We start from the raw sequence: 15,534 nt of genomic DNA on the forward strand, positions 1-15,534 counted from the left end.
GAAGCTGAACGACAGTTCTTCTGTCTATAATGTCTCCTTCTGCGCCCTCAGCGGACATTGGACTTTCCTGATTTTTAGGCCCGCAATCGATAGACACTTGCACGTCCTATACCCCCCTGTTTAGCAATTTCAGCGCCGCCCATACCCGCCGTCCCTAATTCTCGTACCTTGTCGGCATCAATAGAAGCTGGGCGCCCTTTGTAAACACCGCGTAGTTTTGCCTTTTCGATACTATCACGTTGCCGCTCTTTGCGGATATCGGTTTCAAATTCAGCAACCGAACCGAGAATACCGAGAACAAAATTAGCCATGCTTGTCGTGGTATGAACTGCGCCTTGGCACCAATCAAAAAGTGACTTTAAAGCCCTGTTAGAGAAATCCGGCGGGGTTAGTGGAGCGCGCTAGAAACTGCTTTCGGGATATTACTGACCCGCTAACTTCAGGCCAAGTTCGAACACTATTCAATTTTTCTTTGCTCGCCCGAATATCCCTGCGTTTCTTATCCCTCATAATGGGGCAAACATTCGTTGATGAAGAATCTGTTCACTATTTCCCGGAAACCTTCATGTTCGGACTCAAAGTGCAATCGCGTCAACTTTACATACTCTTAAGCTTGGTTCGGCTCGCTGGAATATTGGTTCAGGCCACTGCTTAATTTCTTTATTTGCAGCGTGACCGGTGATCGCGTCAACGATGTTTATGATTATTAAAACAGGCCCGGATAAAAGCCTCCATCCAACAGAATCGATTGACCGGTTATAAATCCAGCATGTTCGCTGCACAGGAAAGCGCATGTCGCGCCCAACTCTTCAGGTCGGCCTAAGCGCTTGGCTGGCGAGTTCTTCAAATGCTCTGCCATCTCTTCTTCTAATGTCCGTCCGTTTTTCTTACCAATTGTCGTCAGGTTTTGACGTAGCCGGTCGGTATCGAATAATTCGGGGAGAAGGTTGTTAATTGTTACATTATTGCACGCAACCGAAGGCGCAATGGCTTTGACAGCGCCGGTAAGGCCGAGCCGCGCAGCAACGGAAAGACTTAGAACCGCCTTGGGTTGTTTAACGACGATTGATGTGATGTTGACGATGCGTCCGAAACCTTGGTCGACCATGCCGTCCAGATAATTTCGGATCAGGAATATAGGACCGATCATATTGCGATCAGCAGCAGTGCGCCAATCCTCGCGTTCGAAACTGCGCCAATCCCCTGCAGGTGGGCCACCGGCATTATTGATTAGAATGTCGATCGAAGGGAAGGCATCAGCCATTCTGTTGCAACCTTCTTCGGTGGTTAGGTCGCCAGCTAAGGTATCTACTTTGACGCCATGCTTTTTTCGGATTTCGTCGGCTGCTTGCTCGATACCTTCCAAGCCACGCGCATTAAGGACAAGATTCACACCGGCTTCGGCCAAGGATTCTGCTACGGCGCGGCCGAGGCCTCTGCTTGCCCCACATACAATAGCGCGACGTCCTTCTATTCCCAAATTCATTCATCACTCCTGATTAACTTTGCAGAACTGTGGGATAAGAAAATCGCACAGCGGGTTAGGCTCGTGCCCTGCCTGAATAACCATACTTGAATACTAACATGTTATTCGTTAGTCAATGATTTCACGGGTCGCATCCACTCTTGCTGCCGTTGGATATGCAGTATTTTACAAGGTCGCATATTCAACCTTGGTTGTTTCCCCGACCCAAAAATAATCAACAGCCATTTTGAGGCGTTAAAAATAAAGAGAATTAGGCACTTATGTCCCAGATTTTGTCACGCCGCGATATGGATTTCATCCTGTTTGAATGGCTGCAGGTCGATGACTTGCTCGAAAACCAGTTGTACAGCGAGCATGACAAGGAAACAATTCAGGCGACAATTGACCTTGCCGAAGCGATCGCGACTGATCATTTTCAATCAGCCAATCGTGTGGCTGACCAAATAGAACCGGTATTGATGCCGGGCGGTGAAGTTGCTCTTCCAAACGAAATTGGTGCCGCGCTTGCAGCTTTTGCAGAATCGGGTTTGCTATCTGCTTCGCAGACGGTGGAGCGCGGCGGGATGCAATTGCCTTTCGTTGTTGATCGCGCTGCTTTTGCATGGCTCCAAGCAGCCAGTCCGGCAATTTCGGGATATGCATTATTATCTGCGGCGGCTGCTAACTTATTGTTTGAGCACGGTTCCGAAGATCAGGTGGCAAAATATGCGAAGCCTTTATTGGCCGGCGTCGATTTTGGCACAATGTGCCTGTCAGAGCCACAAGCGGGGTCTTCGTTAGGGGATATCCGGACGCGTGCGGTTCTTGATGGAAACCGGTATCGTTTGTTCGGAAATAAAATGTGGATTTCAGGGGCAGACCATGGGTTGTCGCGGTCTATCACCCATCTGGTATTGGCTCGCACCGAAGGAGCGCCCGCTGGGGTTAAGGGGCTATCGCTCTTTATTGTGCCGCGCGATGTAGAGTTGGAAGAAGGGTCGGTTGTTCACAATGACGTTATTGTTGCTGGATTAAACCATAAGATGGGCCAGCGCGGTACGGTCAATGCTGCGCTTAACTTTGGTGAAGCCAAGTATAAACCTGACGGCGAAGGCGGAGCTATCGGTTATATGGTTGGAGCAGAAGGTTCCGGTCTGTCGTTGATGTTCCATATGATGAACGAGGCCCGCATAGGCGTTGGGATGAGCGCGGCTACGATCGGCTACACCGGATTTCTACATTCGGTAGATTATGCCAACACACGTATTCAGGGTCGTACAGCGGGCGAAACAAGTCCGGTGGCTATAATTGAGCACTCCGATGTTCGTAGAATGCTTCTGGTTCAGAAATCCTATGTTGAGGGGGCGCTGGCGCTTAATCTTTACTGCGCCAAATTGGTTGATGAAATGCGATGCAGTAGTGGTACGGAGCGCGAAGAAATAACGCTTCTGTTGGACATATTGACGCCGGTCGCGAAGGCGTGGCCATCGGAATATTGCCTTGAGGCCAATCGCCTCGCGATCCAAGTCTATGGAGGATATGGCTACACCCGGGATTTTCCGGTCGAGCAATTCTATCGTGATAATCGGCTTAATGCGATCCACGAGGGTACAAATGGTATTCAGGCGCTCGATTTACTGGGGCGTAAGGTATCGATGCAAAATGGCCGCGCACTGAAAATACTAGCGAGTCGAATCAGGAAAAGTTGCCAACGTGGGGCCGAAATTGGCGGTGAACCATCGCAGCACGCAGCACTGGTCGAGGAGATACTCGGCGCTGTGGTTATTCTTGTTGAGCGCATGGGCGTGCATGACGATAGGCAGGCAGTACTTGCCAACGCCGCTCCGTTCTTGGACGTGTTTGGCCATATGGTTATCAGCTGGATCTGGCTGGAACAGATAATTGCCTGCGACGGGAAATCAGGTGATTTCTACGATGGAAAACGCGCTGCTGCACGTTACTTCCGCCTATGGGAGCTTCCCCGTGCGATGAGCTTGTTCAACCGCTTGGACGAAGTTGATCGTACCTTCATTGACACTCGACCTGAATGGTTATGCGCGTGAACACCACTGTCACCTTAACTGTAAATATAATCGGCTTTGCGCTTTGTTGATGGGCTTCCTGCCTAATACAAAGCTACAAAGCTTGGGAATTTAAGATGTTGCGTGAAGTCACTCTCGATGCGAAATATACTGATACCAGTGGCCTGGTTTATATGTCGGGGATTCAAGCGTTGGTGCGCCTTCCTATGTTACAGCGCGAGCGGGATCGCGCTGCCGAGCTTGATACTGCTGGATTCATCTCGGGCTATCGTGGCTCGCCGCTGGGTAATTACGATGATGCTCTCGAAAAAGCGGAAAAACACTTGGCAGCGCAAGACATCCATTTTCTGCCGGGGATTAATGAGGATATAGCGGCTACATCTCTTTGGGGCACGCAACAGGTCGCACTTTCGCCCAAGGCGACGAAGCAGGGGGTTTTTGGGATCTGGTACGGGAAAGGGCCGGGGGTTGACCGGACGATGGATGTGTTCAAACATGCCAACGCCGCGGGTACATCGGAATATGGCGGTGTTTTGGCGGTGATGGGTGATGATCACGCCTGTAAATCATCAACGCTTCCGCATCAAAGTGACCAAATGGCTGCTGCTGCGCATATGCCGCTGTTAAATCCGGCAAATGTGGAGGAGCTAATATCATTTGGCCTTCATGGTTTTGCACTCTCGCGCTTTTCGGGTTGTTGGGTCGCGCTAAAGGCTACGACTGAAATCGTTGAAAGCAGCGCAGTTGTCGACATCGGTGCGATTGATTCAAATTCCTCCATTCCAACTGATTTTACTATTCCGGCTGGAGGCTTTGGCATTCGTTGGCCCGATACGCCAAACGATATGGAGAAACGCCTGCATGGCCCGCGAATGGAAGCGATTCAGGCGTTTGCCCGGCGTAATCCCGTCGATAAAACAATATTAGATAGTCCGCATACGCAGCTAGCGGTGATCACAACAGGAAAGGCGCATGGTGATTTGATCGATGCGCTTGCCGATCTAGGCATCGATATGCAGGCGGCGCAAGATATGGGCATCGCGATATATAAGATTGGTATGTCCTGGCCGTTGGAGCCGCTCGGATTGCTAAAATTCTTGGGCGACACGCGCCATGTGATGGTGATTGAGGAAAAGGATGCCTTCGTCGAGACGCAGATCGCTTCGCTTTTGGTCAATCGCGATGGTCACAAGTTGATGGGCAAAAAAGGTCTGGATGGCACGGTGCTGTTGCCGAGTTCGGGGGAACTGGATCCGGGAAAGGTCGCCGCAGCGTTGGTGCATTGTCTCGATTCTGCTGGTGTGAACATTGCCCCGTTACAGGAAAAGCTCGTTGAGATTAACTCGACGGCTGTGCTTGATGCATTTTCTGGTAAGCTCGACCGTGTTCCGTTTTTCTGTTCTGGTTGCCCGCATAATACGTCTACCAAGGTTCCAGAAGGAAGCCGAGCAATGGCGGGGATCGGTTGTCACGGGATGGCATATTCAATGCCTGATCGTAACACGTCTTTCATCACCCAGATGGGCGGCGAAGGTGCGTCGTGGATAGGGCAAGCGCCCTTTACGACTGAGGATCATATATTCCAGAATATGGGTGACGGGACCTATTTTCATTCGGGGCTTATGGCAATTCGCGCAGCTTCTGCTGCAGGCTCAAACATAACCTACAAGATACTCTATAATGATGCAGTGGCGATGACGGGCGGACAGTCACATGACGGGCCGATTAATGTGCCCATGATTGCGCAGCAGGTTGCGGCGGAAGGGGCTGCGCGCATAGCTATTGTATCGGATGAGCCGGAAAAATATGGCGGGACCTCTGCGTTCCCTGCAGGATCAACGATCCACCACCGGCTAGAACTTGACGCAGTGCAAAGGCAATTGCGGGAGGTAAAAGGACTTTCCGTCATCATCTATGATCAGACCTGCGCAGCCGAAAAACGGCGCAGACGCAAACGCAAGCAATATCCTGATCCACCAAAGCGGCTATTTATCAACGATCTGGTCTGCGAAGGGTGTGGCGATTGCTCTGTTAAATCAAATTGTATTGCGGTTAAGCCACTCGAAACCGAATTCGGTCGCAAACGACAGATTGATCAGTCGGATTGTAACAAAGATTATAGCTGCCTTGAAGGGTTTTGTCCCAGTTTTGTAACAGTTAAGGGCGGTAATGTTCGGCTAAATGTGGCGATGTCACCGGGCGAAGCGCCATCGCAAATCGTTCCTGAACCAGACATAGCTCCGATTAACGGGACCTTTAATATCCTTGTTACCGGTATTGGCGGTACCGGGGTCGTTACTGTTGGCGCATTGATCGGTATGGCTGCGCATCTTGAAGGGAAATTCGTTACCGTTCTGGATAATACGGGGCTTGCGCAAAAGAATGGGAGTGTATCCAGTCACATCCGCTTGGCGGACGAAAAGCGGCGCCTTGGTTCGGGGCGTATCGGCGTCGGCGCGACGGATCTGTTGCTGGCGTGTGATCTCGTCGTGGCGGGAAGTGACACGATTCTCTCACGCTTGTCGGCGGAACGCACCACAGGTGTCGTAAATGATGATGTAACACCTACTGCGGCATTTGTTACAGACGGTAGCATCGATCTTTCGGCGTCCCCGGACCGGCGTTCTATTGTCAAGCGTACCCGGCCAGATAGCGAATTCTTGCATGCAACACATATTGCCACGCGGTTAATGGGAGATTCCATCGCGAGTAACCTTTTCCTGCTAGGTTTTGCGTGGCAGCGTGGACGTATTCCATTAAGCCGCGACGCGCTTCAACGGGCGATTGAGTTGAACGGCGTCGCCGTTAAAAACAGTATGGCAGCGTTTGAATGGGGACGGCTGGCCGCGCATGACATGGGAACTATCAAAACTGCACTTGGCGGAAAGAAGGTATCTAGGAAAGAAGCTGTCGAGGATATTGATGGGTTGATTTCACAGCGCACGGAGGAATTGGTCGCCTATCAGGATGCGGCCTATGCCGATCGTTATCGAACACTTACGGACCGTGCCCGTGCGGCCGAAATGACGCTAGCTACCGAGCCAGGAGAATTGACCCGCGCAGTCGCGTGGAATTTCTATAAGCTGCTTGCCTATAAGGACGAATATGAAGTTGCGCGCCTCTATACTGATGGTCGTTTTGAGAAACGAATATCGGAGGTCTTTGAAGGTGATTACAAGATTGAATTCAATATGGCGCCGCCGCTTTTGGCTAAGCGTGACCCATCTAACGGACTTCCGCGTAAGCGGAGCTTTGGTCCATGGATGATGTTTGCTTTGCGTATATTGACAAAGTTCAAGAAATTGCGTGGTAGCACCCTGGACCCATTCGGTTATCAGGCTGAGAGGCGCAAGGAGCGCGCTATGGCGCGTGATTATGAGCAAAATATCAACGAAATTTGCGCGCAACTTAATGCCAAAAATTACCTGAAAGCTGTTGCTGCTGCGAGCGTTCCAGAGGGCATAGCTGGCTATGGCTATGTCAAGGACAAGTCGATTGAAAAGGTCGAAGCGGCAGCGCTTCAGCCTATTATGCATAATCTTCAGACCGGACCTGGTGCAGAAAAATCAAAAACAGATGAAGGTATGACAGTATGACACGAGCATTCGCCACCGCAATCGAACGTGGTTCTGATCGTCTCCATGGCCCTTGGCGGAGCCCACGTAACCTCCTTCAGGCCCAGACCTATGGCGGCCATGCCTCCGTCCATGACGATGAGACTGCACGTAAAATGGGGTTCGATGCTGCGCCTATCGAAGGTCCGACGCATTTCAGTCAATTTATCCCCCTCTGTACAGAGATTTGGGGCGACCGTTGGTTAGCCGAAGGATGCCTTTCGGTCAGTTATAAAGGGGCGGTTCTTGATGGCGAAGAGGTAATGGCCTTTATAGGTGCCCCGACTGGAGAAGAGCAACAACTGCCGATCTGGATGACAAAACGCGATGGTAGTGAAGTTCTGCGCGGCACGGCTTCGATTGGTATGGACGCACCGGACAGCGCACTTCAGGTCAAACTCGACAGGCTAAACGCACCAGACCCCCACCGTGTGATCTTTGGTCATGTGGAACCGGGCTCAATACGGCAGCGATTTGCGGCGCGCATCAGTTTCGACGACCCTATGGGTGACCTCTATCCGTTTACGCTGCGGGAAAAAAACGCAAATATAACAGAAGTTTCAAGTTATTATGGTGAAGGAGCGAAGACCCCGTGGGGTGGGCCTATTCTGCCTGTGGAAATGATTAGTGTGCTGGCCCATCATCGCGCGTCGGAAGATCCATGGCTACCTCAGAAAAATACGATCGACCTGTTCGTCGATCAAGAGATACGGGTGCTCAATGGTCCATTGATGGCGGATACTGAATATGAGGTCGAACGGACACTTGTTGCGCTTTCAGGCAGTCGCAGGACGGAGAGCTGTTGGGTTCGGTCAGATATCTATTTACCGGGACAGGAGAAAATTCTCGCTAGCGTGCTTCTCAACGTCGCTAGCTTTAAGGATTCATATGCAGACTATGAGTTGGAACAAGCGAAGTTAGTAGGCGGACAGTAGATGTTTTCCATTATTAACAACAGTTAAGTAATCCGACGAAATGGGGTTTGTGAATGGTGTAACAATTCCCTGCGACGGAGGTTTACAGTTCTGCGGACGGCAGTAATCGGACATATTATTGTAAAGCCTTGCACTTGTAGGCTATACCGCTAGATAGGTTGATTCCGGCAATCTAGAGGGAAAATGAACAGCCATGGATGAAGCACTTCGGCTATTGATTCAAGATTCCGAAAGACAGAAACGGATGATGAGTCGTAAGGCGATGAACGCCCCCACGGGCAAGGCTGGAGAGATCGCCGCCGAACTAGAACGGCGTATGATCCTTGGATATTATAAAACCGGAGAAAGCCTTTCCTTCAAAAAACTTGCGGATACATTTAACGTCAGCCGTCAACCGGTAAGCTCTGCCCTTGGGCATCTGCGTGCATGCGGTTATGTGGAAGTGCTACCGCAAGTCGGATGCCGGGTTGTTGAGCCCTCGCAAGAGGAAATGCTGGATTTCTTTCGTGTGCACAGCGCCATAGAGGCTGTAGCCGTGGAGCTTGCGGTGGAGCGTAAAACCGAAGCAGAGGAAGCGCAATTAGCCGCGATACAGCCTCCTCCGACTGCTGGACTTCATAATGTTGGCGAACGGGCGGCGTATATTAGTTACATTGATAGGTTCCATGATCAGATCTGGGCGATGGCAAAATCTCCCTTACTGGACGGGCAGTTTAGCGGCCTTCGTAATTTGGCCAGCTTTTACCTTTGGCAAGGTATCCATGAGCTTGCTTTTTCAGCAGCAGAAAAATTGAATGAACAGCGCAGCCAGATTGCCGAAAAGATCATCGCAGGGGACAAGAAGGCAGCTTCTCGCCTAATGCACGACCATGTCAATGGCAAACCCAAGCTGGTTTATCCTTAACCACACGACAATCTCAGCGATAAAATATAACGACGCGTTGATGCAATCAACGCGCGGGTAAACGCGCGAGCATGTGCTTAATCGACATGCTAATTATCACCAAATTACCGTTTGACCTTTAACATGCTGACATGCTAGATCGTAGCTACAATAGAGCTCTGTCGTTGAAGAGTTATTTTTTTGGTCGAGAGGTGTAGCCATGGTTGCTGTGACTGAGCTGGGATATATAGGGTTGACGGTTTCGGATCCCGAGGCCTGGAAAAATTATGCATCTGAATGCATCGGATTGGAAGTTTATGATGAAAATGAAGGGGATCGTTTTTATCTGAGAATGGATAATTGGCATCACCGCTTTGTTATGCATACAGGCGCTTCTGACGATCTGGCATATATGGGATGGCGGGTTGCTGGTGAGCCGGAGCTTCATGAGATGGAAGCTTTGCTTAAAGAAAATGGCGTTGAATATCGTGTCGGCACAATAGAAGAAAATGAAGAGCGTCGCGTTCTGGGTCATTTGAAGCTAAAGGATCCGGCTGGAACGCCAGTTGAAATTTTTTATGGTCCGAGGGTTGATTTGCATCTGCCATTTCATCCGGGTCGGCGCATGCATGGGCGTTTTGTTACCAATAATGCGGGGCTTGGGCATTGCCTGATCGCTGCAACTGATTTGGCGGCGAGCTACGAATTTTACCGGATGTTGGGCCTCTCTGGTTCGATAGAATATCATCTCGGTACGCCTAATGGGGTGATTAAGCCGATTTTTATGCACTGTAACGACCGTCAGCATTCTATCGCGTTCGGCGTCCCCTCTGACGGCAAGATGTTAAATCACATGATGCTGGAATACACACATCTGGATGATCTTGGTGCGTCGCATGATGTTGTTCGGAAGCGTGAAATTCCGGTAGCGCTGCAACTGGGTAAGCACGCAAATGATAAGGCTCTTACCTTTTATTCACAGACACCTTCTGGTTGGCTGATGGAATTGGGCTGGGGCGGGTGTAAGCCAGAGTCGCAGCAATCTTATCACCATCTTGATGTATTCGGACACGGGCCGGAGGCAACTGGCGTTGGTCTCGACGTAGAGCTTTGAGGCGCTTAAAATGATCGATCTTTCTGGTAAATCGGCAATCGTTACAGGCGGTGCCAGCGGTATTGGCGAGCAAACTGTGCGTAAACTCGCCGATCTGGGCGCGCGCGTCACAATTGCTGATGTCGATGAAGAAAAGGGTGCTTCACTCGCGGCCGAGTTATCAGGCGCTGGGAAAGACATGCTATTTGCGCGGACTGACATTTTGAAGGAGGCTGATATTGCGGCGCTTTCGAAAAATGTGGCCGATCAATTTGGTGGAATAGATATCGTGGTCAATAGTGCGGGTATTCCGCGCACGATTGCGCCAGATTTTGAAGTCGTCGAAATGGATGTTAATCACTGGAACACCACGATTGCCGGACATCTCACATCGACAATGTTGATGGCGAAATACTCCCTGCCCATCATGATTTCGGGCGGCGGTGGAAGCATTGTCAATGTCTCGTCATTGGCTTCGCTCGAAGCGACTATGGATCTCACTGCATATGGTGCCGCAAAGGCCGGCGTAAATCAGCTAACCAAAGAGATCGCTGCAACCTATGGGCGTGACAATGTCAGATGCAATGCTGTCATTCCCGGCGCTGTTCTGACCGAGCGTGGTCGTAAAACCATGGGCAAGGAAATGTTCGAACTTTTTGCAACGGAAACACCCCTTCCTCGTTTGGCGGAGCCTGAGGATCTAGCTAATGCCATCGTATTTTTTGCATCGGAAATGTCCGCGATGATTACGGGGCAAACGCTGACGGTTGATGGCGGAATGATGACAAAGCTTCCTTACTGGCTGCCTAAAATGCGGGCCAGCCGCGGACCGTCTTTCGATGAGGCCGCAGCGCGTTATTCGCCAGAATAGGAAAGATTAGGGAAATTGCAGGAGTCTTCCGGCGCGCGGAATTTGAATATGAAAATTTGTTAGGTTTCCTTCCAGTTTGGATTTGAGAGAAAAGAAATGACCATAACTAAAGACAGCATCATTGGGATGCTTCACGAAGACAAGGAAAGTGGACTTTTTCGCGTCAAGAGATCTGCCTTTATCGATGAAGAGCTATTTGATCTTGAGATGAAGCATATTTTTGAAGGAAACTGGATATTCCTTGGCCATGAGGCGCAGATTCCGGAAAATCATGATTTCTTCACGACCTATATGGGGCGTCAGCCTGTTATTATTTCTCGTGATGACGAGGGCAAGCTTGCAGGTGTGCTGAATAGTTGTTCGCACCGTGGAGCCCAGTTGCAAACCGAAAAATGCGGTAATGCGCGGCGCATGACTTGCCCGTTCCATTCGTGGACATTTAATTCCTCTGGTAAATTGCTGTCTTTCGGGAATTCTCCGACTGCTGGATATGGTCCCGGTTTTCTTAAGGCAGAGCTGGACCTCGTTCAGCTTCCGCATTTGGAAAGCTATCGTGGGTTCATCTGGGGAAGCCTTTCTCCAGACGTCAAAAGCTTGAGTGAATTTCTTGGCGAAGCAAAGAAATTCATCGACCTGATTGTTGATCAGGACCCAAATGGTGAGCTTGAGATTGTTCCTGGGCCGCAAACCTATACGTTTGACGGCAACTGGAAATTGCAGACGGAAAATGGGGTTGATGGATATCATGTGAACTCTATCCACGGAAACTATGTCGCAACCACAAAAAACCGAGTATTGATCGACGGAGAAAATGCGCGTGTAAAGCCAATGGATGTTGAGAATTTTTCAAAATATCCCGGCGGTTTTTATGCTCTTGAGAATGGTCATGTGGTGCTTTGGAACCAGTCCCCTAATCCGGAAATTCGGGCCACTTGGTTGCATCAGGACGAGTTGTCAGAAAGGTGCGGCGAAGATGCTTCGTGGTGGATGATCAATTGTTGGCGCAACCTGTGTCTTTATCCGAATGTTTTTTTGATGGACCAGATGAGCAGCCAGATCAGAATAGTGCGGCCGATTTCAGTCGAGAAAACCGAAATTAGAACTATGTGCTTCGCGCCGAAAAGCGATACTCCGTCCGAACGGGCCAACCGGATACGGCAGTATGAAGATTTCTTCAACGCAACCGGTATGGCAACGCCTGATGATGTCGCGGCATTCAATTCCAGCCAACGTGGTTTCCATGCGACGAACGTGGAGTGGAGCGATGTATCGCGTGGTTCGCTCAACATTGTTGATGGAGGTGATGAACGTGCGACTAAACTAGGAATAGCTCCCAAGTATACTGGTACGCAACTTCAAGATGAAGCAATATATTTGAATCAACATCATTACTGGCAAGAACTTATGCTTGCCGGAATGGAAGATAGCAGTAAAGAGGAGACGTTCATTGACTGATGCATTGTTCGTCGAAGCGTCTCGTTTGGTCGCTCGAGAAGGTTGGTTACTAGATACACGGGCATGGGATGAATGGCTTGAACTTTATCTTCCGGATGCGGAATATTGGCTACCCTGCTATCTTGAGGATGGTAGTCTAACGAGCGATCCCCAGAGTCAGATATCTCTGATCTATTATGAAAGCCGGGCCGGACTAGAGGATCGTATTTTTAGGATTCGGACTGACCAGTCACTTGCATCTCGGCCACTGCCCCGGACTGCTCATACAGTCAATATTGGTAATATAAGCCAGAATGATGATGGCAGTGTTGTCGTGAATTCAAGTTGGAATTCTTTCAGCTATCGCCTTGACCAGACATATAATTTTTTTGGGACTCAAGAGCATATTCTTAAACTTGGCGATCAAGGCTTGAAGATTGCAAGTCGACGCATTCTTGTAATGAACGACAATATTCCTTGTCCTCTTGATGTCTATTCCGTGTGAATTGCTAATTTAGAGCACCATCCTATGAGATTGTAGAATGTCCACCAGAGGACGGATTAATATTTTAATCCGTTTAATACTGAGAAGAAGCCAGCTGTACGCTGTCAGGAGAGATAAAGAAATGACCGAAAATCCGGAAATCGGTGAAAGAATATTCGCCAACGGCATTGGCACCAATTATATTCGTCAGGGGCAGGGGGATCCGCTGATCCTCATCCACGGTTCCGGGCCAGGCGTTACGGCTTATGCCAATTGGCGCGGCGTAATCCCTGAATTTTCCGAGCATTTTACCTGTTATGCGCCGGATATGGTCGGGTTTGGATATACGGATTGCCCGGATGAGATTGATGATTTTACCATTGATGTTTGGGTAGATCATATCCGCGGGTTTATGGATGCGTTGGGAATAGAGCGATCTCATTTTATCGGCAATTCTTATGGCGGCGCATTGACGCTTGCGATGGCAACGCGCCATCCTGAACGGGTCGCCGGTATTGTGTTAATGGGCGCAGCCGGTCTACCGTTCAAGCTGACAAAGGGACTTGATGAGGTTTGGGGTTATGAGCCTTCGATCGAAGCAATGCGTGATTTGATGAATACCTTTGCGCACGATCCGGCGCTGGTGAAAGAAGAAATCGTACGATCTCGGTATGAAGCAAGTATAAGGCCAGATGCTCAGGAGAATTATTCCCGGCTTTTCCCAGAACCGCGTCAGGAAAAGCTTGAACGTCTTTGTACCGAGCCTGCTGCATTGCAGGCAATGCAGCATCCCACGTTAATCGTCCATGGGCGCGAAGATGTGATCGTGCCGGTTGAGCAATCCTATAAGTTTAACGCACTAATTCCGAACAGTGAGTTGCATGTTTTTGGCAATTGCGGCCATTGGACGCAAATTGAAAAACGAGAACGCTTTGTCGAACTTGTTATTCCCTTTCTGAATGCCGTCACAAGCTGAAGGATAAATAGATGTTACCAGGATTGATGCAGGATCGGCCTTTGTCGATCATCGACATACTTCGTTTCGCAGCCAGCGCACACGCGACGCAGGAAATCATTTCCAAAAATGTTGATGAGCCGATGCGGCGAAGCAATTATGCTGCGACATTCAAACGGGCTGCTCAGGCCGCGCATATGCTCCAATCGCTTGGTTTGAACGCCGGAGATAGGGTCAGCACTTTGGCATGGAATAATCATCGCCATTTCGAACTATTCTTCGCAGGTCCTGGTCTAGGGGTCGTTTTGCATACGGCCAATCCACGCCTTCCTGACGACCATCTTGTTTATACGATCAATCACGCGGGAAGCCGTGTCTTGCTTCTCGATCGCAATATGGTCGAAATTTACGAGCGCATTGCGGATCGATTGGAAACGGTTGAGAAGGTAATAACCTTAACGGATACGGCGCGTTCGGATGGCAAATATGATGGTTATGAGACGTTGATCGCGCCATGTCCTGAAGTCTTTGATTGGCCCATGCTTGATGAAAATGCAGGTGCCTTCCTTTGCTATACTTCGGGTACGACCGGCGATCCAAAGGGCGTATTATACTCGCACCGGTCTGTCGTGCTGCACGGATTTGCTGCGGCACTTGACGGAGCGTTAGGCTTCTCGGCATTTGACGTCGTGATGCCGTGTCAGTCGCTCTATCATGCTACCGCTTGGGGCCTGCCGTTTGCGGGTTGTATGGCCGGCGTTAAATTCGTTTTTCCTTGTGACAAGTTCGACGGCGCAAGTTTGCAGGAATTGATCTCCGCAGAGGGTGTAACCTTCTCTGGCGGTGTACCAACAATCTGGACGATGTATCTTGATTATATAGAGCGAACGGGCCAAAATCCTGAAACGTTGAAGCGTGTGATTATCGGCGGTTCTGCGGTTCCGCGTGAGATGGCTGTCGATTTTGATCGGCGCGGCGTATCTGTGCAGCAAATATGGGGCATGACCGAAACATCTCCGCTAGGCGTGGTTGCGACTTCAACTCCCGCACTGGCGGAAAGAGGCCGCGAAGCTGAGCTGGATCATATCTGGACGCGGCAGGGCCGGATGATGTTCGGTATGGAAATGAAAATTGTTGATGATGATGGTCATCCACTTCCGCATGATGGAGAGGCGTCGGGCGCACTACTTGTTCGCGGGCCGTGGGTTTTGGAACGCTATTACCGCTCTGATGAAAGCGCATTGGATGCTGATGGCTGGTTTGACACGGGTGACATCTCGACGATTGACGAGCTTGGTTTTATGCGAATTACGGATCGTAAAAAGGATGTGATAAAATCCGGTGGTGAATGGATAAGTTCTATTGACCTTGAAAATATCGCGGCTGGCTGTCCAGGTGTACGCGTCGCAGCCGTAGCAGGTATCTTTCACCCGAAATGGGAAGAACGGCCAATCATGCTGATCGAATGCCATGCAGGTAGCGAAGTAAGCGAGGACATAGTTCGTTCCTATCTTGAACAGCATGTTCCGAAATGGTGGATGCCCGATCGTATCTTTTTTGAAGATGTGCCAATGACCGCGACTGGCAAGATTGATAAAAAGAGCATACGCGTTCGCCATAAGGATGCGCTAGGTAGCTAGGGCTGTTTCGCCAGCAATATGATTTTTTAAAGTAGATGAGTTCGCATATCTATCTAAATCGCTAAGGCTAGTCGCGTGGCTTGCTCCTCCGGCAAACTGCTGCGTAGTTTAGAAATCT

Annotated in this window: 12 protein-coding genes and 1 pseudogene; 10 read left to right on the plus strand and 3 right to left on the minus strand. The window is 49.9% G+C overall.

The genetic code is table 11. From position 1 onward, the window contains the following. Nucleotides 1–74: 74 nt before the first annotated feature. From V7676_RS07820 to V7676_RS07830, 3 genes and pseudogenes are all read right to left on the minus strand, one after another. Nucleotides 75–230, minus strand: a complete 156-nt coding sequence (locus tag V7676_RS07820) for a helix-turn-helix domain-containing protein (RefSeq protein ID WP_335659539.1) — start codon at nucleotides 228–230, stop codon at nucleotides 75–77. Continuing rightward, nucleotides 216–320: pseudogene (locus tag V7676_RS07825) on the minus strand (recombinase family protein); the annotation flags it as partial. The gene V7676_RS07820 and the pseudogene V7676_RS07825, both read right to left, overlap by 15 nt. Nucleotides 321–706: 386 nt before the next feature. Continuing rightward, nucleotides 707–1,486, minus strand: coding sequence for an SDR family oxidoreductase (locus tag V7676_RS07830; protein ID WP_335659130.1), 780 nt, complete (start codon nucleotides 1,484–1,486; stop codon nucleotides 707–709). Between the two features lie 260 nt (nucleotides 1,487–1,746). Here V7676_RS07830 and V7676_RS07835 point away from each other — a divergent pair, with 260 nt between their 5' ends. The 10 genes from V7676_RS07835 (at nucleotide 1,747) to V7676_RS07880 (ending at nucleotide 15,416) form a co-directional block, all read left to right on the plus strand. Beyond that, on the plus strand, nucleotides 1,747–3,528 hold the full coding sequence (locus V7676_RS07835; RefSeq protein ID WP_335659131.1) for an acyl-CoA dehydrogenase: 1,782 nt from the start codon (nucleotides 1,747–1,749) through the stop codon (nucleotides 3,526–3,528). A 95-nt stretch (nucleotides 3,529–3,623) separates the two neighbouring features. Further along, entirely contained in the window at nucleotides 3,624–7,103 is a 3,480-nt protein-coding gene (locus V7676_RS07840) for an indolepyruvate ferredoxin oxidoreductase family protein (protein WP_335659132.1), read from the plus strand. Then, complete coding sequence (locus V7676_RS07845) at nucleotides 7,100–8,056, plus strand: hypothetical protein (protein ID WP_335659133.1); 957 nt, start codon at nucleotides 7,100–7,102, stop codon at nucleotides 8,054–8,056. The genes V7676_RS07840 and V7676_RS07845 overlap by 4 nt, the downstream gene beginning before the upstream one ends. 193 nt (nucleotides 8,057–8,249) lie before the next feature. Then, entirely contained in the window at nucleotides 8,250–8,960 is a 711-nt protein-coding gene (locus tag V7676_RS07850) for a GntR family transcriptional regulator (protein ID WP_335659134.1), read from the plus strand. A gap of 199 nt (nucleotides 8,961–9,159) precedes the next feature. Then, nucleotides 9,160–10,053, plus strand: coding sequence for a VOC family protein (locus V7676_RS07855; protein ID WP_335659135.1), 894 nt, complete (start codon nucleotides 9,160–9,162; stop codon nucleotides 10,051–10,053). A gap of 10 nt (nucleotides 10,054–10,063) precedes the next feature. Then, nucleotides 10,064–10,903: an SDR family NAD(P)-dependent oxidoreductase gene (locus tag V7676_RS07860; protein ID WP_335659136.1), complete on the plus strand. Its 840-nt coding sequence runs from the start codon at nucleotides 10,064–10,066 to the stop codon at nucleotides 10,901–10,903. A gap of 96 nt (nucleotides 10,904–10,999) precedes the next feature. Beyond that, nucleotides 11,000–12,358, plus strand: a complete 1,359-nt coding sequence (locus V7676_RS07865) for a Rieske 2Fe-2S domain-containing protein (RefSeq protein WP_335659137.1) — start codon at nucleotides 11,000–11,002, stop codon at nucleotides 12,356–12,358. Further along, complete coding sequence (locus tag V7676_RS07870; RefSeq protein ID WP_335659138.1) at nucleotides 12,351–12,842, plus strand: aromatic-ring-hydroxylating dioxygenase subunit beta; 492 nt, start codon at nucleotides 12,351–12,353, stop codon at nucleotides 12,840–12,842. The genes V7676_RS07865 and V7676_RS07870 overlap by 8 nt, the downstream gene beginning before the upstream one ends. Before the next feature lie 121 nt (nucleotides 12,843–12,963). After that, entirely contained in the window at nucleotides 12,964–13,797 is an 834-nt protein-coding gene (locus V7676_RS07875) for an alpha/beta fold hydrolase (protein WP_335659139.1), read from the plus strand. 11 nt (nucleotides 13,798–13,808) lie between these two features. Then, the gene (locus V7676_RS07880; protein ID WP_335659140.1) at nucleotides 13,809–15,416 is read left to right on the plus strand and encodes a long-chain fatty acid--CoA ligase; all 1,608 of its coding nucleotides are present in this window, start codon (nucleotides 13,809–13,811) and stop codon (nucleotides 15,414–15,416) included. Nucleotides 15,417–15,534: the final 118 nt, after the last annotated feature.

Source organism: Parasphingorhabdus sp. (assembly GCF_036963805.1).
Taxonomy (GTDB): Bacteria; Pseudomonadota; Alphaproteobacteria; order Sphingomonadales; family Sphingomonadaceae; genus Parasphingorhabdus.